Annotated in this window: 17 protein-coding genes, 2 tRNA genes and 1 pseudogene; 9 read left to right on the top strand and 11 right to left on the bottom strand. The window is 31.6% G+C overall.

All coding sequences use genetic code 11. The features are described 5' to 3' along the window. Positions 1–31: 31 nt before the first annotated feature. Both AJ888_RS00430 and AJ888_RS00425 read left to right on the top strand, forming a co-directional pair. On the top strand, positions 32–271 hold the full coding sequence (locus tag AJ888_RS00430; RefSeq protein WP_002860857.1) for a ComEA family DNA-binding protein: 240 nt from the start codon (positions 32–34) through the stop codon (positions 269–271). A 33-nt stretch (positions 272–304) separates the two neighbouring features. Then, positions 305–880, top strand: a complete 576-nt coding sequence (locus tag AJ888_RS00425; protein ID WP_002860856.1) for a ribonuclease HII — start codon at positions 305–307, stop codon at positions 878–880. On the opposite strand, the gene AJ888_RS00420 is transcribed toward AJ888_RS00425, so the two are convergent. The 4 genes from AJ888_RS00420 to AJ888_RS00405 form a co-directional block, all read right to left on the bottom strand. Then, positions 881–2326, bottom strand: a complete 1446-nt coding sequence (locus tag AJ888_RS00420) for a glutamate synthase subunit beta (protein ID WP_002860855.1) — start codon at positions 2324–2326, stop codon at positions 881–883. It lies immediately after the preceding gene. A gap of 2 nt (positions 2327–2328) precedes the next feature. Further along, complete coding sequence (locus AJ888_RS00415; RefSeq protein ID WP_070283737.1) at positions 2329–4092, bottom strand: DUF262 domain-containing protein; 1764 nt, start codon at positions 4090–4092, stop codon at positions 2329–2331. Between the two features lie 9 nt (positions 4093–4101). Further along, positions 4102–8592: a glutamate synthase large subunit gene (gene gltB / locus AJ888_RS00410; RefSeq protein ID WP_002860853.1), complete on the bottom strand. Its 4491-nt coding sequence runs from the start codon at positions 8590–8592 to the stop codon at positions 4102–4104. Positions 8593–8726: 134 nt separating this feature from the next. Then, positions 8727–10034 carry a Na+/H+ antiporter family protein gene (locus AJ888_RS00405; RefSeq protein ID WP_032603259.1) on the bottom strand — a complete coding sequence of 436 codons (1308 nt, stop codon included), beginning with the start codon at positions 10032–10034 and terminating at the stop codon, positions 8727–8729. A 204-nt stretch (positions 10035–10238) separates the two neighbouring features. Between AJ888_RS00405 and AJ888_RS00400 the strand changes: the two genes are divergently transcribed. Together AJ888_RS00400 and AJ888_RS00395 are read left to right on the top strand one after the other, a co-directional pair. Beyond that, positions 10239–11477, top strand: coding sequence for a sulfite oxidase (locus AJ888_RS00400; RefSeq protein ID WP_002860851.1), 1239 nt, complete (start codon positions 10239–10241; stop codon positions 11475–11477). 2 nt (positions 11478–11479) lie between these two features. Beyond that, positions 11480–11821 carry a monoheme cytochrome C gene (locus AJ888_RS00395; RefSeq protein ID WP_002853099.1) on the top strand — a complete coding sequence of 114 codons (342 nt, stop codon included), beginning with the start codon at positions 11480–11482 and terminating at the stop codon, positions 11819–11821. A gap of 25 nt (positions 11822–11846) precedes the next feature. Here AJ888_RS00395 and gyrB read toward each other — a convergent pair whose 3' ends face one another. The 3 genes from gyrB to dnaA all read right to left on the bottom strand — a co-directional run bounded on the left by gyrB (position 11847) and on the right by dnaA (position 16735). Then, positions 11847–14156 carry a DNA topoisomerase (ATP-hydrolyzing) subunit B gene (gyrB, locus tag AJ888_RS00390; protein ID WP_002860850.1) on the bottom strand — a complete coding sequence of 770 codons (2310 nt, stop codon included), beginning with the start codon at positions 14154–14156 and terminating at the stop codon, positions 11847–11849. A gap of 29 nt (positions 14157–14185) precedes the next feature. Continuing rightward, positions 14186–15253, bottom strand: a complete 1068-nt coding sequence (gene dnaN, locus AJ888_RS00385; RefSeq protein WP_002860849.1) for a DNA polymerase III subunit beta — start codon at positions 15251–15253, stop codon at positions 14186–14188. A gap of 159 nt (positions 15254–15412) precedes the next feature. Then, positions 15413–16735 (bottom strand): chromosomal replication initiator protein DnaA, encoded by a 1323-nt coding sequence (gene dnaA / locus AJ888_RS00380; RefSeq protein WP_002860848.1) that lies wholly within the window; start codon positions 16733–16735, stop codon positions 15413–15415. A gap of 94 nt (positions 16736–16829) precedes the next feature. Here dnaA and ruvC point away from each other — a divergent pair, with 94 nt between their 5' ends. The 4 genes from ruvC to AJ888_RS00355 all read left to right on the top strand — a co-directional run bounded on the left by ruvC (position 16830) and on the right by AJ888_RS00355 (position 21475). Then, positions 16830–17312 (top strand): crossover junction endodeoxyribonuclease RuvC, encoded by a 483-nt coding sequence (ruvC, locus tag AJ888_RS00375; protein ID WP_079264225.1) that lies wholly within the window; start codon positions 16830–16832, stop codon positions 17310–17312. Positions 17313–17514: 202 nt separating this feature from the next. After that, entirely contained in the window at positions 17515–20061 is a 2547-nt protein-coding gene (gene flgE / locus AJ888_RS00370; RefSeq protein WP_002860846.1) for a flagellar hook protein FlgE, read from the top strand. A 248-nt stretch (positions 20062–20309) separates the two neighbouring features. After that, positions 20310–20693 (top strand): preQ(1) synthase, encoded by a 384-nt coding sequence (queF, locus tag AJ888_RS00360; protein WP_002860845.1) that lies wholly within the window; start codon positions 20310–20312, stop codon positions 20691–20693. Between the two features lie 137 nt (positions 20694–20830). Further along, positions 20831–21475, top strand: a complete 645-nt coding sequence (locus AJ888_RS00355) for an outer membrane beta-barrel protein (RefSeq protein WP_002860844.1) — start codon at positions 20831–20833, stop codon at positions 21473–21475. Positions 21476–21510: 35 nt separating this feature from the next. Here AJ888_RS00355 and AJ888_RS00350 read toward each other — a convergent pair whose 3' ends face one another. After that, positions 21511–22140, bottom strand: coding sequence for a hypothetical protein (locus tag AJ888_RS00350; RefSeq protein ID WP_002860843.1), 630 nt, complete (start codon positions 22138–22140; stop codon positions 21511–21513). Between the two features lie 463 nt (positions 22141–22603). Here AJ888_RS00350 and leuD point away from each other — a divergent pair. After that, positions 22604–22990, top strand: a pseudogene (gene leuD / locus AJ888_RS00345) (3-isopropylmalate dehydratase small subunit); the annotation flags it as partial. On the opposite strand, the gene AJ888_RS00340 reads toward leuD, so the two are convergent. The 3 genes from AJ888_RS00340 to AJ888_RS00330 all read right to left on the bottom strand — a co-directional run bounded on the left by AJ888_RS00340 (position 22970) and on the right by AJ888_RS00330 (position 23682). Beyond that, a complete protein-coding gene (locus AJ888_RS00340; RefSeq protein WP_002870451.1) occupies positions 22970–23500 on the bottom strand; it encodes a GNAT family N-acetyltransferase in 531 nt (176 codons plus the stop codon). The pseudogene leuD and the gene AJ888_RS00340 sit on opposite strands and share 21 nt — an antisense overlap. Positions 23501–23527: 27 nt before the next feature. After that, positions 23528–23603 (bottom strand) — tRNA-Val (locus AJ888_RS00335). A 3-nt stretch (positions 23604–23606) separates the two neighbouring features. Further along, positions 23607–23682, bottom strand: a tRNA-Ala gene (locus AJ888_RS00330). Positions 23683–23805 lie beyond the last annotated feature (123 nt).

The raw sequence follows: 23805 nt of genomic DNA, 5'->3' as shown, positions 1-23805 counted from the left end.
TATAATTATTTTTTAATAAAAGGATAAGAAAATGAAAAAATTACTATTTTTATTTTTTGCTTTAACGGCTTTTCTCTTTGGTGCTGTAAATATCAACACTGCAACACTAAAAGAATTAAAAAGTTTAAATAGTATTGGCGAAGCTAAGGCTAAAGCGATTTTAGAATACCGCAAAGAAGCAAATTTTACAAGTATTGATGATCTTAAAAAAGTTAAAGGCATAGGTGATAAGCTTTTTGAAAAAATCAAAAATGATATTACAGTAGAATAAAAGGGCATTTTTGCCCTTCTTTTTAGAAAAATTTTGAAAACTTTATTTGACACAAAAGAACTTTTAAACGAATTTGATATAAATTTAATCGGTATTGATGAAGCAGGACGCGGTGCTTTAGCAGGTCCTATGATGATGGCGGCTTGCAAACTGAACAAAAAACTTGATGGGTTGTGCGATTCTAAAAAACTAAGCGAAAAAAAACGCGAAGAACTTTATGAAATCATCATCAAAAATTCAAACTATCTCATACTTGCTTTTTCTTCAGAACAAATCGACGCACTAGGCTTAAGCACTTGTTTAAAAACAGGCTTAAAGCTTATAAAAAAGCATTTTAAAACAGAAAATAACTTCTTATATGATGGAAATACCAACCTAGGTATAAATGGGATAAAAACACAAATCAAAGCCGATACTAGCATTTTGCAAGTAAGTGCAGCTAGCATACTTGCAAAAGTTAGTAAAGATAGGGTGATGAATTTCTTAGCTAAAGACTTTCCTTATTATGAATTTGAAAAAAACAAAGCCTATGGCACAAAAGCTCATAAAAAACTTATAGCTAAATTTGGAATTTGCAAACTCCACCGAAAAAGTTTTAAACTTTTATGATTATTTTGCTAAATTTTGATGCAAACTCAAAGCACATTCTATACCATCTTTTATAGCCCAAACAACTAAAGATTGTCCTTTTCTAGCATCTCCGCAAGCAAAGATTTTTTTATGAGTAGTTTGGAAATTTTCTGTGCTTATGTTGTTTTTCTCATCTAATTTCACTCCAAAATTTTTAGAGATAGCTTCTTCGCACCCGCTAAAACCCATAGCTAAAAGTACTAAATCCACTTTATAAGTTTTTTTAGAATTTGGAATTTCAACATTTATAGCTTTACCTTCTTTAAACTCGCGTTTTAAATCATTTGCTTCAACGCCTTCTACATAAGTTTTTCCTAAAAATTTCTTTGTCATTTTTTGATATTCTCTAGGATCTTTGCCATATATAGCAATGGCTTCTTCTAAACCATAATCAGTAGTAAAAATGTCAGCTTTTAAAGGCCAAGGATTGTTTTGGCTTCTTTGCAAAAGTCTTTTTGGACTTCTTTCAAAACGCACTATAGATTTAGCCCCTTGTCTTGTAGCCACAGCAATACAATCAACACTTGTATCCCCGCTTCCTATAACCAAGACATTTTTACCTTTAGCTGCATCTGCACCCTTACCTGTTTTTAACAAAGTTTTGGTATTTTGCGTTAAAAAATCAAGAGCAAATTCAACGCCCTTTAGTTTTCTACCTTCTATATCAAGATCTATAGGCTTACTTGCTCCTGTGCAAAGTACTAAGGCATCAAATTCTTTTAGAAGTTTTGAAACCTTATCTTTGCTGTCTATATTTTCATTCACTTTAAATTCAATCCCGCTTTTTTTAAGCAAATCAACGCGTCTATCAACTATACTTTTATCAAGCTTCATATCAGGGATACCATACATCAAAAGTCCGCCTATTTTATCGCTTCTTTCAAAAACGCTTACCTTGTAGCCGAGTGAATTTAAGGTATTAGCACAAGCAAGCCCAGCAGGTCCACTTCCTATGATAGCGATTTTTTTGCCATTGTATTGCTTAGGTTTATTTACTCTTACTAAATTTTCTTTAAAAGCATTTTCTATGATGGCTAGCTCGTTATTTTTGATGCTTACGCTTTTTCCATTAATCGCACACACACAAGAATCCTCACAAGGAGCAGGGCAAACACGACCGGTAAATTCAGGAAAAGGATTGGTAAGATCAAGTCTTTCATAAGCTTCTTTCCATAAAGAACGGTAAATAAGATCGTTCCATTCAGGAATGAGATTGTTTAAAGGACAGCCCACATCTTTTCCTTCGCTCATCACACCCGTATGACAAAAGGCCACACCACAATCCATACAACGCCCGCCTTGAATTTCTTGTTCTTTCTTGTCTAAAAGCGTTGTAAATTCTTTGAAATTTAAAACTCTTTCTTTAGGAGCAACTTTTTTAAAATCTACCCTTTTAAAATCTAAAAAACCTCTTGCATTTCCCATTTTTACTCCTTATTTAATATACTTTTTAGCTTGTCTATAATAATTTTTTTTCTTTCTTCTATAAAATTATTAAAATTTTCCAAAGATAAATCAACATCAGGAATTAAGTGTTTTCCTAAAAATTCCTTTCTATTTCCATTACATTTTTCATTTACCCATTGCTTTAAAGGTTTGTTATTTTTAGATTCATTTTCATTTGCATCAAGCATTTGTAAATTTGGTAAAGAATCATAAATATTAAAAGAAATACAATTATCTGTAGCTTTATAAAGTTTTTCATATTCTTTATATGCGGACTCTGGATGCAAATGATCTTTATGAAAATTATTATTTTTATAATCTAAATTTGGATAAAGTAAAGATAACACAGCAAACGCTTCAGGACTATTTTTACGGCATTCTATGACATTATTTTCTAAATATTCTTCATCTATTGTTTGTATATATTTTGCCTCTTTTTCAATTTCTTCCAATGGAAATAATTCTATTTCTCTATCAAAAAAGCCACTATTTTGCTTAAAATCTTTAATAAAAGCTTTACGCATGTTAGACAATACCGTATCACTACTTCCACCAAAAGGCTTTAAAATAATTGCCCTTAACAACCATTTTTTTATTATAGCTCTATTTTCATTACATTTGACAGAATCTACTATATTATTTGTCAAATTTTTATGATAAATAAAATATAAAATGGGTAAAATAGCATTATTTGATGAAAGTGTTTTTGCTTCAAATCCAAAACTTCTAAGCAATCTAAATGTTTCGATAAAAGCATTTTTTATACCTTCCCATTTAGCTTCTATGGATTCTATAAAATTTTTATCAAAACTATTGATTTGAAATTTAATATTGTTATGGAATAAATATAAAAATCCTTTAAGGATTAAATCTTTAGAGATATCGAAATTTTCATTAATTTTATCTACAAGATTATTTATTTCTGTTCTTGCATCAATTTTATTCCAATTTGCAATAGCAATACTAAATAAAATATCAGAATAATCAAGAGGCTCACCATTTGAATTAATTCTAATAAAAATATTAACCGCTTTATCTGGATCTTGTTCTTCTTCTAAATAGAAATTAATTTTTGATTCATCTTTAGTATTAAAAATCAAAGTATGAAATTCACTTAAACGCTTTCTCTCTTCCTTTTGCAAATTATTAGTTTCAGCAAATTCCATAATATCATTGACATCTGAAATATTATAAATACTTTTGCACCTAAACCATTTTTGCTGATGTTTATCAATATAAATATTTTGCTCTTTCGTCTCTAGTCTATCAAGCCACAAAAATTCATATTCAACATTTTCGTTTTTTGGTTTCTCACTTTGAGTAAGGTTAAAATAAAAATGACAAATTTTAAAATATCTATCATTATCTTCCCATTTATTATACAATCTATGAATATCATAATTTCCAAAAAGAGCAAGATAAAGAGAAGTTAATCTTTGTTGTCCATCTAAAATTGCATCAAAATCTTTATGACTTGAGGTGTTAAAATAATCATTGTGTGTATGATAGTACTCACGATAATAATCTAAAAATCTATAAAATTTCCAAGCTGTTTTACTTTCATCTTTTACTTTCCAAAAAAGCATAGAACTTATAGGATAGCCTCGCATTAGTGAATCAAATAATTCTTCTATCTGCCAAGGCTCCCAAACATACTCTCTTTGAAATGCTGGAAGTAAATATTCATTGTTTTTTACTCTTTGCATTGCTTCATTAATTGTTATTGGTGATTGAAATCCTGCCATTTTTACTCCTTATTTTTGTGTGATTTTCAAAAATGCTGCTAAATTTGGATCTTTTTCATTTTTACAAAGATCAAGCATTTTTAACATCTTTTCATAATCTCTTGGCATGACTTTAAAAAAGTCTTTTTTATCGAATTTTTCTAAAATATCTTTAGCCTTTTTAGAATCTGTATAAGCGATATGTTTTTCTATCACAGCTTTTAATTCTTTTTCATCCTTAGCATTAAGATCTTTAATATCCACAAGCTCGGTATTTACATGAGCTTCATTGTGTCTTCCAAAAATATAAACAACGCCCCCACTCATACCAGCAGCGAAATTCGCACCCACATCTCCAAGAACTACAACTTGCCCACCTGTCATATATTCACAACCATGCACGCCTGTTCCTAAAACCACAGCCAAAGCCCCTGAATTTCTTACACAAAATCTTTCCCCCGCTATACCATCTAAATACACTTCACCTTCAGTCGCACCATACAAACAAGCATTTCCTGCGATGATATTTTCTTCAGGTGAAAAAGTGGCTTCATTTGAAATTTTCGCAATGATTTTTCCCCCGCTTAAACCCTTGCCTAAATAATCATTGCTATCGCCTATAATCTCAAGTTTAATGCCCTTTAACAAAAACGCTCCAAAGCTATTACCTGCATTGCCTATAGCTTTGATATGGATACTATCTTCATCTAAAGCATCTTTTCCATAAGTTTTTAAAATTTCACTTGAAAGCATAGTCGCAAAAGTACGGCTTTGATTTCCTACTTCTAAAGAAAGTTTGATAGGCTCTTTTTTCTCCACAGCATTTTTACAAAGCGGAAGTAAAATTCTATAATCAATCGTTTTTTCAAGCTTGTTATCTTTATAGTCTTTAAAATGCACAGCGGTTCTATTATAAGTAGGCAAGGATTTTAAAATTTTATCTAAATTGAGCTTTCCTGCTTTACCTTGCACACTTTTTTGGCGGAGTTTATCCACACGACCTATCATATCATCAAGGCGTTCAAAACCAAGCCTTGCCATGTATTCTCTAAGCTCCTCGGCTATAAAATACATAAAATTTACCACATCATCTACTTTACCTTTGAAACGATCCCTAAGTTCTGTATCTTGAGTGGCTATACCAAAAGGACAGGTATTGAGATGACAAACTCTCATCATTGTACAACCTAAAACAATCAAAGGTGCGGTTGCAAAACCAAATTCTTCAGCTCCTAAAAGTGCTGCTATGGCTAAATCACGCCCATTCATAAGCTTTCCATCAGTTTCTAATCTTACCCTATCTCTAAGCTTGTTTAAAATCAAAGTTTGATGCGTTTCAGCCAAACCTAACTCCCAAGGAATTCCTGCATGCGGTATAGAAGTTCTAGGACTTGCACCTGTACCTCCATCATAACCTGAAACAAGGATTAAATTCGCTCCTGCCTTAGCCACACCTGCAGCAACCGTTCCTATGCCATTTTCGCTTACAAGTTTTACTGAAATTTTAGCGTCTTTGTTAGCATTTTTTAGGTCATAAATAAGTTGAGCTAAATCTTCTATAGAATAAATATCATGATGAGGAGGTGGGGAAATAAGCGTCACACCTGCAGTAGAATGTCTAGCCTTAGCTATCCAAGGATAGACTTTAAAGCCCATTAATTGTCCGCCTTCACCTGGTTTTGCGCCTTGAGCGACTTTGATTTGAATTTCTTTTGCATGACTTAAGTAGTTTAAATCCACGCCAAAACGCCCACTTGCTACTTGCTTAATGGCTGAATTTTTATCCACACCCTCTTTGATTTCATAGCGTTCTTCATCCTCGCCACCTTCACCTGAATTTGATTTAGCACCTATTTTATTCATAGCCTGTGCTAAACACTCGTGTGCTTCTTTAGAAATAGAACCATAACTCATCGCCCCTGTTCTAAAGCGTTTAACTATACTTTCTACACTTTCAACCTTATCTATACTGATAGCTTCACTAAAATCAAATTCCATCAAAGAACGCAAATTAACTTGTTTTTCATCTACTAAAGCCGAGTATTTTTTAAAGCTTTTATAGTCTTTGTTGCGACAAGCTTGCTGAAGATTAAAAATCACAAGCGGATCGATTAAATGTTCTTCTTTAGCACTTCTAAAACCATGAATTCCTTTAGAATCTAAAGCCTTATGTGTATCGTTAAAAGCATGTTTGTGTAAAGCAATGAGTTCTTTTTCAAAATCTTCTAAATCCATACCTTCAATGCGTGAAGTTGTAGAAGTGAAGTATTTATCAATCACCTTAGAGCTTAAGCCCAAACATTCAAAAAGTGCAGAGCCATTATAACTTTGCAAGGTAGAAACTCCCATTTTAGAAGCAATTTTGACTATGCCACTTGAACTTGCCTTGATGAAATTTTCTACCGCCTTTTCATAACTTAAATTTAAATCTTTATTGACAATGAGTTTTTGTATGCTCTCATAAACCAAATAAGGATTAATAACAGTCGCACCATAACCTAAAAGACATGCAAAATGATGAATTTCTCTAGGTTCACCACTTTCGATAATAAGACTTGTGTGTGTTCTTAAATTTTTTCTTACTAGATGATTATGCACTCCAGAAACAGCAAGCAAAGCGGGGATATAAGCGTTTTTTTCATCCACTCCTTTATCGCTTAAAATGATAATAGAAACACCTTTTTTAACCTCATCTTCTATCTTAACGCAAAGCTCATCTAAAGCCTTTTCTAAAGTTTTTTTAGAATAATCATAAAGTATAGAAAATTCTTTAACTTGAAATTTATTTAAAGCCTTAACTTCAAAAAGTTCTTCATTACTTATCACAGGCAAGGCTATTTTTACGCGTTTTGCATTGTTTTCATCAGGTTTTAATAAATTGCCTTCACTTCCTAGATAAATCCTTGTAGAAGTAACGATCTCTTCTCTTATGGCATCAAGAGGAGGATTAGTTACTTGTGCAAAAAGTTGTTTAAAATAATTATACAAAGGTTGATAAGTTTTAGAAAGTATAGCCAAAGGAGTATCTACACCCATAGCTGCTATAGCTTCTTTACCATTTTGAGCCATAGCAGCCACACTCATTTTAAGCTCATCATAACTCCAACCAAAAGCTTTTTGAAGTTTTAAAACCTCATCTTCTTTTAAAAACTGATGTTTATAAACTCCGCTTTTTTGTTTTTCAAGTTCAACTAAATTTTTAAGCCATTTTTTATAAGGCTTAGCATTAGCATAATGCTCTTTGATTTCATTATCAGCTATAACCCTACCTCTTGCTGTATCAACGAGTAAAAGTTTTCCAGGTTCTAAGCGTTTTTTGGCTTTAATATTTTTTTCATCAAGTTTTAAAGCCCCTGTTTCACTTGAAAGTATGAGCATATCATCTTTTGTAAGATAATACCTTGAAGGACGAAAACCATTTCTATCCAAACTCGCCCCCATAATCACTCCATCAGTAAAAACTATAGCAGCAGGTCCATCCCAAGGCTCCATCAATAAAGAATGATATTCATAAAAAGCACGCTTTTTGCTTTCCATGTTTTCATTTTTATGCCAAGGTTCTGGCACCATCATCATAAAAGCTTCTTCTAAAGTGCGACCATTTAGAGCTAAAAATTCTAAAGTATTATCAAACATTGCAGAATCACTGCTAGATTTAGCTATGATGGGAAAAATTTCATCTAAATTTTCAAAATACTCACTTTGCATCAAACCTTCTCTAGCTCTTATGCTATCAACATTTCCGCGTATGGTATTAATCTCTCCATTATGTACCATATAGCGGTTTGGGTGGGCTCTTTCCCAACTTGGGAAGGTGTTAGTCGAAAAGCGAGAATGCACCAAAGCGATAGCTGATTTCATATTGACATCTTTAAAATCAAGATAAAAATCGCTCAATTGAGTTGAAAGAAGCATTCCTTTATAAACTATGGTACGTGAAGAAAAACTTGAAAAATAAAATTTTGGCACATTAATAGCTCTTTTTTCTATAAGGCGACGCGTACTATAAAGCACTCTTTCAAACTCAAGTCCTGCACTTATTTTACTTGGTTTTTTCACAAAGGCTTGTAAAAAATAAGGCATAGCTTTTAAAGCACTTGCACCTATATCGCTAGGATTAAAAGGCACTTCTCTAAAACCTAAAAATTCAAGTTTTTTATCCTTTAAACCTTGTAAAAATATCTCTTTTGCTTCTTCTTTTGCATCAGTATTGGGTGATAAAAACATCTGTGCTACGGCATAATCACCCTTTTTAGGGAGTTCAAAACCTAATTCTTGAGTTTTAAAAAAATCATGTGGAATTTGGATCAAAATCCCCGCTCCATCACCTGAATTTTCTTCAGCTCCTGCACCACCTCGGTGCTCAAGATTCATCAAAATTTCTAAAGCATCACAAATAACCTTATAAGAGGCAATACCGCGTATATTAGCAATTGCAGCGATACCGCAGGCATCATGTTCGTTCTTTGGGTGATATAAACCTATGCTTTGATTATTTTCTAGGATATTTTCTAAATCCATTCTGCTCTCCTTATAAGACTGATTTAAATTTTGTTAGCTTTATAAAGGATTATAGCATACATTTTTTTAAAATCGATATAATTTTTATCTTAAAAATAAATAAATTAAAAAATATTTTGATAGATTTGTAAAAATTATAAAAACATGGCGATAATACTACCTAAAATCAATAATGAGCCATTATAAAAAATAAAAGTTGGTATGCAAGTATCTTTAATATGATCGTGTTGTTTATCAGCATTTAATCCTACAGTAGTTCCCATGGTTGTTTCACTGGCTGGACTTCCTGCATCTCCTAAAGCTCCTGCTACTCCTAAGATAAATATAATAAGTGCTGTACTAAAACCAAGTTCCAAACAAATAGGACAAAAAAGCGTAGCTATGATAGGTATAGTTCCAAAAGAAGTACCTATACCCATAGTGATGATAAGTCCTATTAAAAGCATAAAAAATACTGCTAAAAATTTACTTTGTTCCATCCAAGGAACGACTGAATTTACAAGCTCTACTACTGATCCACTTTCTTTTAAAACTTCTCCATATCCTGCAGCAACAAGGATAACAAAAGCTATAAAACCCATCATTTTAAGTCCATCATCAAAAACTTCATTGACTTTTGAAAATTCAACTCCACCCAAAATAACCATTAAAACAAAACCCAAAAGCCCTGATAAAGGTAAATTCATAGTCAAAATTTGCAAAATTAAAGTTAAAACAAGCCCAGCTAAAACGCCCCATTCCTTACGAGTCATTTCAAGATTTTCTAAATTTACTTTAGCAATTTCTACTTCTTGATACTCTCTTGGCTTACGATAAAACACAAAAAGCGCTAGAAAAAGTCCTGTTATCATACAAATAGCAGCAAAATACATAGTATTTGTAACATCATTTAAAGATACACTTACATTATTTGCATTTAAATTATCTTTTAAAAGATCTTGAAAAGTAAGTCCAAAGCCTACTGGCAAAACCATATAAGGCGTAGTAAGTCCAAAAGTTAAAGCACAAGCAACCGCTCTACGATCGATTTTAAGTTTATTAAAAAGACTTAAAAGAGGTGGAATTAACAAAGGTATAAAAGCCACATGAATAGGAATTAAATTTTGAGAAAAACAAGAAATCAAAGCTATAAACAAAAGCAATAAATATTTTTTATGAGATATAAAATGGCTTACTATCTTAATCAAATATGCAGTTAAATTTGTCTTTGAAATCGCTGCGGCAATGGCTCCTAAGAGTATATAGCTAAGAGCTGTTTTTAAATTTTCTTTCATTCCGCTTATAAGTATATTCATAGTATCTACGAGTTCAAGATGAGAAAATACACCTGCAACAAGAGCTGAAATCAAAAGACTCAAAAGCACATTAAAACGAAGCAAACAAAGTAAAGTCATCAAAACAACACTGATAATGATAGGATTAGTAAGTAAAGTCAAAATCATTCCTTAAATAATTTTAAAAATTTAATTGTAGAAAAAACTTAGTTAAAATGTAATAAAACTCGAACATATGATGATTTTATTTTAATATGTAAAATTATAAAAATAATTAATTTTTTTAATTTAAATAATTAATATAATTAATTATTTAAATTTTTAAAATTTATAATAAAATAAAAGATTATATAAATATTTAAGGATATTTCAATGAAACAAAACGATCAAAAAGAAAATCGTAGAGACTTTCTAAAAAATATAGGACTTGGTTTATTTGGCATTAGTGTATTGTCAAATTTTTCTTTTGAGAATTTTTTAGGAAGTAAGGCTTTGGCAAAAGAATTGCCTGATTTTAAAATAGAAGGTAAAAAAGATCTTATCTATCATGGTGAAAAACCATTAACAGCAGAAACTGAAATTTATGCTCTTGATTCTGATTTTACAAAACCTGAAAATTTCTTTGTTAGAAATAATGGCTTACCACCAAGCCTAGAAACGATAAAAGAAAGACTTCATAAAGGTTGGACTTTAGAAATCGATGGAGAAAGCATTATCAATAAAAAATCTTACACCATAGAAGATTTAAAAAAGAAATTTAAAACCTATACTTATGCCTTAACAGTTGAATGCGGTGGAAATGGTAGATCCGAAGTTATACCTAGCACAAAAGGAACTCAATGGGGTTATGGTGCAGTAGCTTGTGGTAGATGGACAGGAGTGCGTTTAAAAGATATTTTAAAAGATTGTGGCATCAAAAATGATGCGGTGTATATCGGATATTATGGTATAGATACAAAATTAAATGGTGAAGAAACTTCACCTATTAGTAGAGGAGTTCCTATTTCTAAAGCTTTACAAGATGAAACTTTAATTGCTTGGGCTTATGAAGGTAAAGATATTCCTTTAGTTAATGGCTATCCGCTTAGACTTGTTTGCGGTGGTTATCCTGCAAGTACAAGCGGTAAATGGCTTTATAAAATTTCAGTAAGAAATAAAATTCATGATGGTGAAAAAATGGAAGGTTCTTATAAAGTTCCTGTAAATCCAGTAAAACCAGGAGATTTTAACTATAAAGGCGAGATGAAAATCATAGAATCAATGCCTATAAGATCTGTAATCACTAATATCAAAAATGGTTCTGAAATAAAAACAAATAAAAAATTTGAAGTTAGAGGTAAAGCTTGGGCTGGCGAACTTGAAGTTAGTGAAGTTTATATAAGCAATGATTATGGCGTAACATGGACTAAAGCAAAGGTAGAAAAACCATTAAATAGATTAGCATGGCAAAAATGGAGTGCTCAAATATCAATACCAACAAAAGGATATTATGAAATTTGGGCAAGAGCTATCGATAGTCAAGGTAACAGTCAACCTATGGTTTTAGCACAGTGGAATCCAGGAGGATATATCAATAATGCATGCCATAGAGTTAATGTTTATGGAGTTTAAGTATGAAAAAAATTATATTGATCTTAGCATTGTTTTTAAGTGCAAGTTGGGCTCAAAATCTTGAAATTAACCCTGATACAGGATTGATTATCGATCCTGATTCACCTTTAGTGGAAGCAAATTGTTTAGCTTGTCATGGATCCAATCTCATTACCAATATGCACGCAAGTAGAAAAGCTTGGTTAGCAGCTATAAGATGGATGCAAGATAGTGAAGGACTTTGGGAAATAGAACCTGAAGATGAAGAAAAAATTTTAAATTATCTTGAAAAATATTATGGAGAAAAATACGATACAAGAAGAAGAATTCCTCTAGCTATACTCTTACAAAACAAAACTCATTGAAGAAATCATTTCTTCAATGATAAATTTACACATCCAAATGTTTTACATCTTTAGCGTGTGCTTGGATATAATCGCGTCTTGGTTCAACCTCATCACCCATAAAGAGATTAAAGGTATCATTTGCACTTTGTGCATCTTCAATAGTGATTTTTAAAAGTCTTCTTACGCTTGGATCCATTGTGGTTTCCCAAAGTTGCTCAGGATTCATTTCCCCTAAACCTTTATAGCGTTGTATAGTAGCACCTTTTTTAGCATTGGTTTCAACATCTTCAAGAACTTCTAAAATATCTTTATCAAATTCCAAGCCTCTATCTTTAATCTTATCAAAAATATAACTTGCTTCTTCATATAGTGGATGAGTGAAAAGTTCTTCATTGATCACAAGTTCTTCTAAGCCATTTTGAGTTTGAACGAAAGCTCGAATTTCATTTTCGTTGATATAATGATTTAAGATATTGTGTCCTTGTGTTTCTAAAAATTGTTTGATTACACTAAATAATTCTTCATTATTTCCTTTAACTAAATTTGAATTTTCTATCATATAGCGTATCACAGAAATCACATTAAAACGCTTTTCAAGATCTTTTAAAATCGCACGATAAGCTGCAACGATTTTTAAATAATCTTTTAAATCATTCATTCCTATACCTTCATAGTTTAAACCTTCTATTCCCGTTTCTATCAGGTATTCGCTCAAAGCTTTTTCATCTTTTAAATAAATTTGCTTTTTAGCTTTTTTATAAAGATATAAAGGTGGTTGTGCTAGATAAATATGTCCATTTGTTACAAGTTCATTCATAAAACGGAAGAAGAAAGTTAAAAGCAAGGTTTGTATATGAGATCCATCAACATCCGCATCTGTCATGATGATGATTTTATGATATCTAAGTTTTGAAAGATCAAAATCTTCACCTATACCACAGCCAAAAGCGGTAATCATATTTTGAATTTGCTCAGATTTTAAAATTTTATCTAGTCTTGCTTTTTCAACATTTAAAATTTTACCACGCAAAGGCAGTATAGCTTGGAAAGATCTTTCTCTACCTTGTTTTGCAGAACCTCCTGCAGAATCCCCTTCCACAAGATAAATTTCACTTTCACTTGGATCTTTACTTTGACAATCAGCTAATTTCCCTGGTAAAGTTCCTACGCTTAAACTTTCTTTTTTACGCGTTAATTCTCTGGCTTTTTTCGCTGCTTCTCTACCACGAGCAGCCATTAAAGCTTTGTTCATTATAGCTTTAGCTTCGATAGGATTTTCTTCAAAATATTTAGTCAAATACTCAAAACTTGCTTTTGAAACTATAGGACGCACATAAGTTGAACCAAGTTTTCCTTTGGTTTGTCCTTCAAATTGTGGTTCAGGCACCTTTACACTCACAACAGCGATTAAACCTTCACGCACATCTTCACCCGTGATTTTATTATCTTTTTCTCTAGCACTTGCATTTGCTTCTATATAGTTACTTATCACACGAGTTAAGCCCATTCTAAAACCAGCTTCATGTGTTCCACCATCTGGAGTTTTGATATTATTTACAAAAGAGAGTAAATTTTCGCTATAAGTATCATTGTAAAGCAAAGCTACTTCAACATTCATATCTTCTTCATCTACGCTAAAGAAAATTGCTTTAGTTAAAGCTTCTTTTTTATTTAAGTCTGTAACAAACTGAGAAATTCCACCTTCAAAGTGAAAACTTTCATGTTTGCCTACGCGGTTATCTTTAAAATTTATAGTGATTTTTGGATTTAAGTATGCAAGTTCACGAAATCTTTTAGCCAAAATTTCATAATCAAATTCAGTCACTTCAAAAATTTGATCATCAGGCCAAAATTCTATAGTTGTTCCTGTCTTTTTACTTTTTCCTATCACACCAAATTCACTGATAACTTTACCTTCTGAAAATTCTTGACGATAAATTTCTCCATTTCTTTCAACTGTAGCTACAAGTTTTTTAGAGAGTGCATTTACAACTGAAACCCCAACACCGTGCAAACCACCTGAAACTTTATAAGTATCTTTATCGAATTTTCCCCCTGCATGAAGGACAGTTAAAACAACGGTTAAAGTTGGCATATTTTCAGTTGGGTGCATATCAACAGGAATACCACGACCATTATCACTAACTATACAGCTTCCTTCAGTAGTGATTTCTACATCTATAGTATCACAATGTCCTGCCATAGCTTCATCGATAGAATTATCCACAACTTCATAAATCATATGATGAAGTCCGCCTATGTTTGTATCTCCTATATACATACCTGGGCGTTTTCTAACAGCTTCTAGGCCTTTTAGGACTTTAATATTACTCGCACCGTAATTTTCTTGCATATTTTTCCTTTATCTTTTACTTGTTCTTATTATAAAACCATAGGCATGATAATCATTGATAGTCCTTGGGATTTGACTATAAATGCTGAATTAGGTTCATTTACACTTAAAGTGAATTTTTCTTCTTCTATAGAAGTTAAGAAGTCAAGTAAATATTTGATTTTTATAGTAAGATTAAATTCTTCACTCACTCCTGTTTGAATTTCAAGTTCTGTTTTTGCTTCCATATTGTCTAAACTTATACCTTCAAAGATGATTTTATCTTTGTTAAAATGAAGTTTCATTTTTTCAGTTACAACGCTGATTTTTTTAAGACTATCTATAAAATCTTCAGTTGAAAAGCTAAGTTCTTGTTTGAAAGTTTTTGGTATAACTTTTTCATAATCTGGAAATTTATCGTTAATAAGTTTTGTAAAGAATTCAAAGTTTTCATTTTTAGCGATAAGCATATTTTGATCATAAAAAATTTCTATTTTTTCATAGAAAAGTTTTTGCATTTCCATGATAGCTTTTTTAGGGATACTAAAACTGAATTCTTGATTATTTGCTTTTTCTAAAGTATAGATTGCAAGGCGTTTTGTATCAGTTCCTACGAAGTTAATTTTATCTGTTTTTATATCTAAAAATGCACCATTTAAGGAGTATTTTGGGTTGTTTGTATCAATACTTGGTAATATCTTTTTAAGAGAACGGCTTAAATCACTTGAATCAATGTCAAATTGGTTTTTTCCTTCTGTATTTGGAAAATTTGGAAAATCTTCGTGATTAAACATAGGAAGTTTGTATTTTGTACTTTTTTGTCTTATAAATAAGAAATTATCAATAGTTTCTAAAACAACTTCTTCATTATTTAAGCTTTTAATAACATCTGCAATACTTTTTGCATTTGCAGTAGCAAAACCACTTGATTCTACGCGGATTTTTTTTATTTTATAGTTGATACCTATTTCATAATCACTAGCTCTAATAAGAAGTTTGTCTTCATCAGCATGAAAAAAAAGATGAGAAGTAATGGTGCTTGAGTCTTTTTTTTCTACATAAGCATTACATAAAATCACTGCAGATTCTAAAGTATTTTTATTGATACTTAACTTCATTTTTTCTCCTTGGTTTATTTTAATTTAAATTCGTTGTAATAATAAGCTTGTTGAAATTGTGAAATTCTTCAAAGCAAAATAATCAAATTTGTATTTTATCATACTTTGCTTAATTTCTTTTTTTCACACTCTAGAATTTATTTTTTCACATCCTTTCACTTAACTTTGACTTTTAACAAGAATTTTGTTTTTAAGTTCTTCGATTTTTGCTTTTAAAGAAGCATCATTTTCTATCATTTCTGTGATTTTTTTAACATTATGTGAAATAGCTGTATGATCTTTCATTTCAAAATAATTCGCAAGTTGTGGCATAGTTAAAGCTGTAAGTGTCCTAGCTAGGTAAATCACAATGCGTCTTGCTGTGACTATATTTTGAGTTTTTTTATTGGATTTCACATCGCTTGGTTTGATGTTAAATTCTTTACATACTAAAGATAAAATATCATCTATGGTGATATTTTCTTTCTTTTCTTTGATATGATCTTTCATCACACTTTTGGCAAGTTCGAGTGTGATTTCTTGTCCTAGTATGGTTGCATAAGCATTTAAACTTATGATGATACCTTCGATTTCTCTTATATTATCTCCTAAAGAAGTGGCGATATAGTTTATGATATCATTAGAAAGATTGATATCATTAAATTCACATTTTTTTCTTATGATGGCTATTTTTGTATCTAGTTGAGGTGGAGTTATATCAGCTATGATCCCATGTGCAAAACGACTTTTTAAGCGTTCGGTTATGCCTTTTAGCATGTTGGGTGGATTGTCTGAAGTCATGATGATTTGTCCATCGTTGTTTTTGATTTCATTAAATATAAAGAAAAATTCTTCTTGAATTTTATCGGTTTTTCCTAAAAACTGCACATCATCTATAAGCAAAACATCGCAGTTTCTATACTTTTCATGAAATTTATCTAAAGAGCCATTTTTTAAATTTGAAGTAAAATCATTGATAAAATTTTCACTTGTAGCGTAAATGACTTTTTTTCCCATTTCTAAACTTGCATTTCCAACTGCTTGAAGTAAATGTGTTTTTCCAAGTCCTGTAGGCCCATAAACAAAGATTGGATTATAAAGTTTTCCAAGTTTGTCTTTATGCGCTACGGCTTTACATGCTCCATAAGCGTATTTGTTAGAATCCCCCACAACAAAACTTTCAAAAGTAAAAGAAGGATTTAAAATCGTGCTTTGTGCCTTTATATGAGCTATGTCGATTTTTGTGCTTTTGTTGCTTTGTTTAGTACTTTGTGCTTGTATGTTTATGATGGCTTTATTTCCGCTTTGCACTTCATAAAAATGTGCGATTTTTTTGCCGTACTTTGTTTGTATGAATTTAGCCATGAGTTCATTTGGAGCATTAAAAACCAAAAGATCTGCTTTGCTTTGCTTTTCGTTGAATTTTAAATTTGATAGATAGTTTTCGTATTCGTTTTCGCTTAATTCTTTTTTTAAATTTTCAAGTATTTGGCTTGGATTCATAATCTCTCTTTAAATTTTGCATAATGTATAAATTTTATCTTAAATTTCATAAAAAAAGGTTAAAATCCGCTTTTGTATTTTATTTTCAAAAGGTATGAATTTGAAAATTTTAGGTATAGATCCAGGTTCAAAAAATTGCGGTTATGCTATCATAGAAGCCAGCAAAGGAAAAAACATTCTCATAGAAGCAGGGCTTATAAAGATAAAGCCAAGTACTTTACAGTATCAAATCACAGAGCTTTGCGAGGGTTTGGATTTGATTTTTAAAAATCATTCTTTTGATGAGGTGGCTATAGAAGATATCTTTTTTGCTTACAATCCAAAAACTGTTTTAAAACTCGCACAATTTCGCGGAGCTCTATCTTTAAAAATTCTTCAAATTCATGGAGACTTTGCAGAATACACTCCCTTACAAGTGAAAAAAGCCGTCACAGGAAAAGCCAAAGCAACCAAAGAACAAGTTGCTTTTATGGTAAAAAGACTTTTAGGACTTAGCAAAGATATCAAGCCTTTAGATATCACAGATGCTATAGCAGTGGCTTTAACCCATGCGGCAAATTTAAGAGTTAGGGTATGATTTTGGTAATTTTCATTACACAAAAGTCCAAAGCTCCATAAACTCCTAAAATACCTTTAAATTTTTTCTATAAATTTTTAAAAAATTCATAAAAAATTTCAAAAGTTGGAACAGAACTTGCTTGTAAAACTTCACATAAACGCAAAAGTTTTTAAAGCCAAAGCGTTAAATTTTTAAAGCAATATTTTATAAAGGATTTAAGATGATGAGATCACTTTGGTCTGGCGTAAGCGGACTACAAGCACATCAAGTTGCGATGGATGTTGAAGGTAATAACATTTCAAATGTTAATACCACTGGTTTTAAATACTCTCGTGCAGATTTTGGAACTATGTTTAGCCAAACAGTAAAAATCGCTACAACTCCAACTGATGGAAGAGGTGGACAAAACCCACTTCAAATCGGTCTTGGCGTTTCAGTAAGTTCTACTACAAGAATTCACTCTCAAGGTTCAGTTCAAACTACAGATAAAAACACTGACGTTGCTATCAATGGTGATGGTTTTTTCATGGTGAGTGATGATGGCGGTCTTACAAACTATCTTACAAGAAGTGGAGACTTTAAACTTGATGCTTATGGGAATTTCGTAAACAATGCTGGTTATGTGGTTCAAGGTTGGAATATCAACTGGGATGATCAAACCATAGATAGCTCAAGAACTCCACAAAACATTTTCATCGATCCAGGCATGCATATCCCTGCAGCAAAATCAACCGAAGTAGCTATCAAAGCAAATTTAAATAGTGGTTTAAATATAGGAACTTCAAGCACGAATTTATATGGACTTGACTCAGTTCATGGCTATAATACTAAAACCAACAAAGCTGAAGATGAAAACGATACAGGAACCACTCAGTTTTATACTACTTCTAAAAATTCGGTTGAAGTAACAGAAAAAGGCGTAGATGCAGGAGCTTTATTTAATGCAAAAGGAACAGGGCTAAATCTAAGAGATGGACAAGGAATTTGGGTTTCATACGCAGATGCAAAATACACTACAAATACAGGAGGACAAAAAGTATTTGATCCTAACAATACGTCAACTCAAAACCCAGTAATTTTTTGGGGTGATAAGGACAATAAAGTAACTTTAGATATAACTTTAAATGGTGTAAATATTTTTAATGCTGATATTCAAAGTCTTGATGATGCCATAGCTTATATTAATACTTTCACCGCTCCAACTGATACTAGAGAAGGAACAGGAGTAAAAGCGGTTAAAAAATCAGATGGCTCAGGCATAGAATTTGTCAATGATAATGCTGATGGCACTACAGATAATATGAAAAATATTGATCTTACTGTAAATTCTAATAATAGTGCGGGTGAAATTCAAAATGTAACTTATAATCAAGGACAAAAGAAATTTGAAGTAGCACAAATGAATACTGCTAAGACTAATTCTGCTTGGATATCTGGTGATAATAATGGAAAAACAGGAGGTGAAAATGTAAAAGTTATTACTGCTCATAAGTATATTTACAGTTCAAATCCTGTGGATTTACCTCCTATGTATAATCCTGATGGGGGTCCAAGTTATGTTGCTAATAATAATCAAAAACCTACAGATCCTGCTTCTGCAAACTACTGGGATGCTTTGCATGGTGGACTTTTAAATACTGATGCAAGAGTATTTAGAACGACTGAAGATTTAAGAGAACTTTTGCAAAGAGATGCTAGATATGGTGTAGACTATAATGGTAGTGGTAAAGGTGATGGAGCAACAGTAGATATGAATGATATCAATCAAAATGTCAAAGTTGTAGTAAATTCAAGCGGACATTTTGCTATATCTAATGCAAATGAAGACTCCACCATACCTTCAGGTGCAGGCGTTAATAATGGCAATGCTCAAAATGTAGCAGCTAAAAATATGAGTTTTAATATCACTGCTTATTCTAATAAAGAAGGCACAGTAAGCACTAATGATGCTTTTACAGCTATCTTTAAAGCCTGGGATGGTCCTTTAGTAACGGGTGGATCGATCAAAGAAAGCGAACAGCTTAAACTTTCATCTTTTTCAGCAGGGCTTGAAATTTATGATTCTTTAGGTTCAAAACATACTTTAGAAGTGCAATTTGTAAAACAAAGCACCACTCAAGATGGGGGCAATGAATGGCAAATGATCATCCGTGTGCCAGAACCTGCAGAGATCAACACTACAGGAGAAGGTCCTACGAACATCATCGTGGGTAGTGCAAGATTTAACAACGATGGATCTTTGGCAAGCTATACACCAAAAACTATAAGCTTTTCACCAAACAATGGTGCTGCGCCAAATCAACAAATCAAACTTTCTTTTGGAACAAGCGGAAGCAATGACGGTCTTGTAAGCTCAAACTCTGCTTCAACTCTAACAGGACAAGCAACCGATGGTTATACTTCGGGTAACTTAAAACCTGATGCTATCCGCGTTGATGATAAAGGAAATATCTTAGGCGAATTTACCAATGGTAAAACCTTTGCAGTGGCAAAAATCGCTATGGCTTCAGTGGCTAATAACTCAGGTCTTGAGGAAATCGGCGGAAACCTTTTCAAAGTTACTGCAAATAGTGGTAATATCGTAGTAGGTGAAGCAGGAACAGGGGGTCGTGGTGAGATGAAAACCTCAGCTCTTGAAATGTCAAATGTGGATTTGAGCCGTTCTTTAACAGAACTTATCATTATCCAAAGGGGTTATCAAGCAAACTCAAAAACCATTTCAACCAGTGATCAAATGCTTCAAACCTTGATCCAGCTTAAACAATAATTTAAGCTTAGCATTCTATAAAATATTGTTTTTTGCTCCCTTAAAGGGGGCAAGCCTTGCTTTACAAGCCTATCTTGGTAGTCTTGTAATACTAGGCTTAGGCTTGAACTGCCTTCAATTTATTGCTAACTCACTCTTGCTAGGGGTGAGTTGCAATAAAATTGCATTTTCTTATCTGTATCATAATCGTTTTAAAAACTTATTTTGTTATAATTTTTGCTCGAAATTTAAATTTTTAAGGAAAATCTATGCGTTATGGTGAAAAAGAAATCAAAGAATTTGATGTAGAAAATATGGAAATTTGGCCAAATGATGCGAAAAATGACTATATCATTAAAATTACTTTGCCTGAATTTATGTGTACTTGTCCGCGTTCGGGTTATCCTGACTTTGCGACGATTTATCTTGAATATATGCCTGATAAATTTGTGGTTGAGCTTAAGGCGATAAAGCTTTATATTAATACTTTTATGTATAGAAATGTTTCACATGAAGCAAGTATCAATGAAATTTATAATACTTTAAAAGATAAATTAAAACCAAAATGGATTAAAGTTGTAGGGGATTTTAACCCGCGTGGAAATGTGCATACGGTGATAGAATGTCGTAGTGATATAGTTGTTTCAAAATAATATTTGAGTAAAATATTCACATATTTTTATGTAAAGATTAAATATTTTATAAAAAATTCTTATTTAATCTTTGAAGAATATATAATATAAAAAGATCTAAATTTTTTAGATCGAATTTTATTATAAGGAGTTAGGTTATGAATAAAAAATTATTAAGCATTGTCGCAAGTGCTACTTTGTTTTCAAATTTGGCTTTAGCAGATGAGAATTCCGGTTTTTTTATAGGTGCTGATGCAGCTTGGATGCATGCTCAAGTAAAAAGTGAGTTAAAACATAAGAATACAAAGCAAAATTTTAATGGAGATATTTCAGGTAATATACCATCGTTTGGTCTAAAACTTGGATATCGTTTAAATGAAAATCATAGAATTTATGCTGGTTATAATTATTCTGATGAATTTAGTGATTTTATCAAAACTCCTAGAATTCAAATCGAAGGTGATTTTACTACACATAAATTTTTAACAGGTTATGATTTTACTCCTAAGCTTTTTGAAAAAACCAGAGCTGTTTTAGGTGTGTATGGAGGATATGCAAGAACAGATCTTACCTTAAAAACAAGCTTTTTATCTTTGTCGCAAAATTTTGACGGTTATTTTTATGGAGCGAAAATAGGTGCTTTATATGATTTGACACCACATAATGAAATAGAATTAGGCTTTAAAGCAGAGCAAATTCATTATAATTCTAGAAATTTTTATCAAAATCAAGTGGGTTCAAACTTTTACGATCCTAAACAAACAAATTATGGTGTGTATTTAGGATATAATTATAAATTTTAATCTAATGCAAGTTTTTATAACTTGCATTAATGAAATCAACCTCCACCAATAAAGTATTTTTCAACATCATCAAGTAATTTTTCACAAATTTGAGAATCTGTATTTTTTTCTACTATAAGATTTATATAAGTTTTAGTATCTCTAAAGCTTCCTGCTGATTTTGAATTTTCGCGAGTGAGTTTTTGAGTGTCTCTAGTGTATTCTATATTGATGTTAAATTTAAGTGCAGCACTTGCTTCGCCTAAATTTGTTTTTACTACTACATTCATTTTAGAAGCTTTAGCGAGTGTGGCTTGGGTTTTATTTATGATTTCTTTAAAGCGTTGGCAAGATCGTATGAGTGTAGCGATAAATTTGTTATCAAGCCCCTCATAAGCTACTTTGAGTTTGTTTTTGATGTCTTTTGTACTTTCTTTTTCAGGGGCTACAAAAACCATGTAAAAACCATTTTTTATAGCTACATTGTCTGTTTTTACATCGCGTCCACTTGACATAACTTTAACATAAATGGCATTATCAAGATAAACACGATCTACCATAGGGCCATAAATTTCGTATTCTTTTTTTCGGACTATGACTTCACGGGCTAGCATATTTAATTTTACATTGGCTTCGTGAATAACAGGTTCCATTTCTTTTTTAATCTCTAAGAGTTCTTTTAACATCAACATCCTTTTTGTTACTTAAAATTACAATTATATCAATAATTTTCTTAATTTAAGAATTTTACAAATACATTTACTAAAAATATGATACATCAAGGATTAGTTTTAACAAAGGAGGAAAAGATGAAGCAAATTTGTAAAATTTCAAATCCAGTCCAATAAAAAAGTAAAGACAATACTTTTAATCTGCTACTGCAACTCTCACTTTAAAACTCAATTTTATTTTTAATCATTTTTTACATTTTTAATTTTTTATCATTGTTGTTAAGTTTTTGAAATTTTATTCATTTAGTCTATTTGGTTTTAAAGGATTAAATCATGAAAGATAATAAAATCATAATCTTTGATACCACTTTGCGTGATGTGGAAAATGCGATTTAGAAGAAGTGGTTATGGCGATAAAAACTTGCCTTGAAAATTTAGACTACGATGAAAATATTTATAATTTAGATGATGTTTATGTTTGGTGAGTTTTGAAAATTTTGGTAGTGGCTCTTCAAGAGAGCATGCGCCTTGGGCTTTGGTTGATTATGGTATTAGAGCTATTATCGCACCTTCTTTTGCGGATATTTTTAAAAACAATGCCTTAGGAAATGGTTTACTTACCATAGAACTTGCTAAAGATGAGGTTTTGGAAATAGTTGATGAGTTAAAAAAATCCCAAGATAAAAATATAGAAATTTCTTTGTTGGAAAAAAGAGTATTTTTTAAAGATAAGATTTTTTCTTTTGATTTAGATGATTTTCACAAAATTTGTCTTTTGGAAGGACTTGATAATATAGCTTTGACTTTAAAACATGAAGCACAAATCAAAGCCTATGAAAAAAACTCAAAAAGCTTTTTGGTTTAGAATTTTTTCATAAGCTAAAAAAGGATCTTGGTAATTAGGTATGTCAAAGTTTCCACAAAAATTAAAATCAAGCTTTTTAAAAAGCGAATTCATAGGAAAATTTTTACTATGAGTATCTGCTCTTAAACTTGCCTTGTGATTTTCCAAGGCAAAATTTTCGCAAAAATTTAAAAGTTTTTGTGCCACGCCTTTGCCTTTTGCATTTTGTTTGACGGCTAAACGGTGTAGATAAAAGGCTTTATCATCATAATTTTTGTTAAAAATAACTTGTTTGTAAAATTCAGGTTCAAATTTTTCATTGATACAGATAAAGCCTAAAATTTCATCATTTTCTTTAAACACATAAAGTTCTTGTGCTTGTATGTCTTCTTGAAAAACTATTTCATTGGGATAATTCTCATCCCATTGGTGAAAATTCATAGCTTTCATAGCATTTAAAGCATCTTTTGTGATTTCAAGTATAGAATTTAAATCTTTATGGACGGCTTTTTGTATGATAGTGTTTTGCATAATAATCCTTTGTATAAGGAAGGGTGATGGTGGCTCCGATTGGACTTGAACCAACGGCCACTACCATGTCAAGGTAGTGCTCTACCAGCTGAGCTACGGAACCATATGGTGGAGCATAGCGGGTTCGAACCGCTGACCCCAACGCTGCCAGCGTTGTGCTCTCCCAGCTGAGCTAATGCCCCTTTATAAGTCTGAGATTTTATCGCAATATTACTTGTTTTTGGCTGAAAACTAAAATCAAATTTTTAATTTATGATGTAATATATGTATAAAAAGATTTATTTTTATGAAAAATTAGAGAATTA

This window comes from Campylobacter sp. BCW_6467 (assembly GCF_001762855.1).
Taxonomy (GTDB): domain Bacteria; phylum Campylobacterota; class Campylobacteria; order Campylobacterales; family Campylobacteraceae; genus Campylobacter_D; species Campylobacter_D jejuni.
The sequence above is the reverse complement of the archived record's forward strand: the minus strand, read 5'-3'. Positions and strand labels throughout refer to the sequence as shown.

What these genes read in the sequence shown, in the direction of transcription:
- dnaA (WP_002860848.1), bottom strand. Translation starts at nt 16,735, where the DNA reads ATGAATCCAAGCCAAATACTTGAAAATTTAAAAAAAGAATTAAGCGAA.
- AJ888_RS00430 (WP_002860857.1), top strand. Translation starts at nt 32, where the DNA reads ATGAAAAAATTACTATTTTTATTTTTTGCTTTAACGGCTTTTCTCTTT.
- AJ888_RS00400 (WP_002860851.1), top strand. Translation starts at nt 10,239, where the DNA reads ATGAAACAAAACGATCAAAAAGAAAATCGTAGAGACTTTCTAAAAAAT.
- flgE (WP_002860846.1), top strand. Translation starts at nt 17,515, where the DNA reads ATGATGAGATCACTTTGGTCTGGCGTAAGCGGACTACAAGCACATCAA.
- AJ888_RS00350 (WP_002860843.1), bottom strand. Translation starts at nt 22,140, where the DNA reads ATGTTAAAAGAACTCTTAGAGATTAAAAAAGAAATGGAACCTGTTATT.
- AJ888_RS00395 (WP_002853099.1), top strand. Translation starts at nt 11,480, where the DNA reads ATGAAAAAAATTATATTGATCTTAGCATTGTTTTTAAGTGCAAGTTGG.
- gyrB (WP_002860850.1), bottom strand. Translation starts at nt 14,156, where the DNA reads ATGCAAGAAAATTACGGTGCGAGTAATATTAAAGTCCTAAAAGGCCTA.
- AJ888_RS00415 (WP_070283737.1), bottom strand. Translation starts at nt 4,092, where the DNA reads ATGGCAGGATTTCAATCACCAATAACAATTAATGAAGCAATGCAAAGA.
- AJ888_RS00340 (WP_002870451.1), bottom strand. Translation starts at nt 23,500, where the DNA reads ATGCAAAACACTATCATACAAAAAGCCGTCCATAAAGATTTAAATTCT.
- gltB (WP_002860853.1), bottom strand. Translation starts at nt 8,592, where the DNA reads ATGGATTTAGAAAATATCCTAGAAAATAATCAAAGCATAGGTTTATAT.
- dnaN (WP_002860849.1), bottom strand. Translation starts at nt 15,253, where the DNA reads ATGAAGTTAAGTATCAATAAAAATACTTTAGAATCTGCAGTGATTTTA.
- ruvC (WP_079264225.1), top strand. Translation starts at nt 16,830, where the DNA reads ATGAATTTGAAAATTTTAGGTATAGATCCAGGTTCAAAAAATTGCGGT.
- queF (WP_002860845.1), top strand. Translation starts at nt 20,310, where the DNA reads ATGCGTTATGGTGAAAAAGAAATCAAAGAATTTGATGTAGAAAATATG.
- AJ888_RS00420 (WP_002860855.1), bottom strand. Translation starts at nt 2,326, where the DNA reads ATGGGAAATGCAAGAGGTTTTTTAGATTTTAAAAGGGTAGATTTTAAA.
- AJ888_RS00355 (WP_002860844.1), top strand. Translation starts at nt 20,831, where the DNA reads ATGAATAAAAAATTATTAAGCATTGTCGCAAGTGCTACTTTGTTTTCA.
- AJ888_RS00405 (WP_032603259.1), bottom strand. Translation starts at nt 10,034, where the DNA reads ATGATTTTGACTTTACTTACTAATCCTATCATTATCAGTGTTGTTTTG.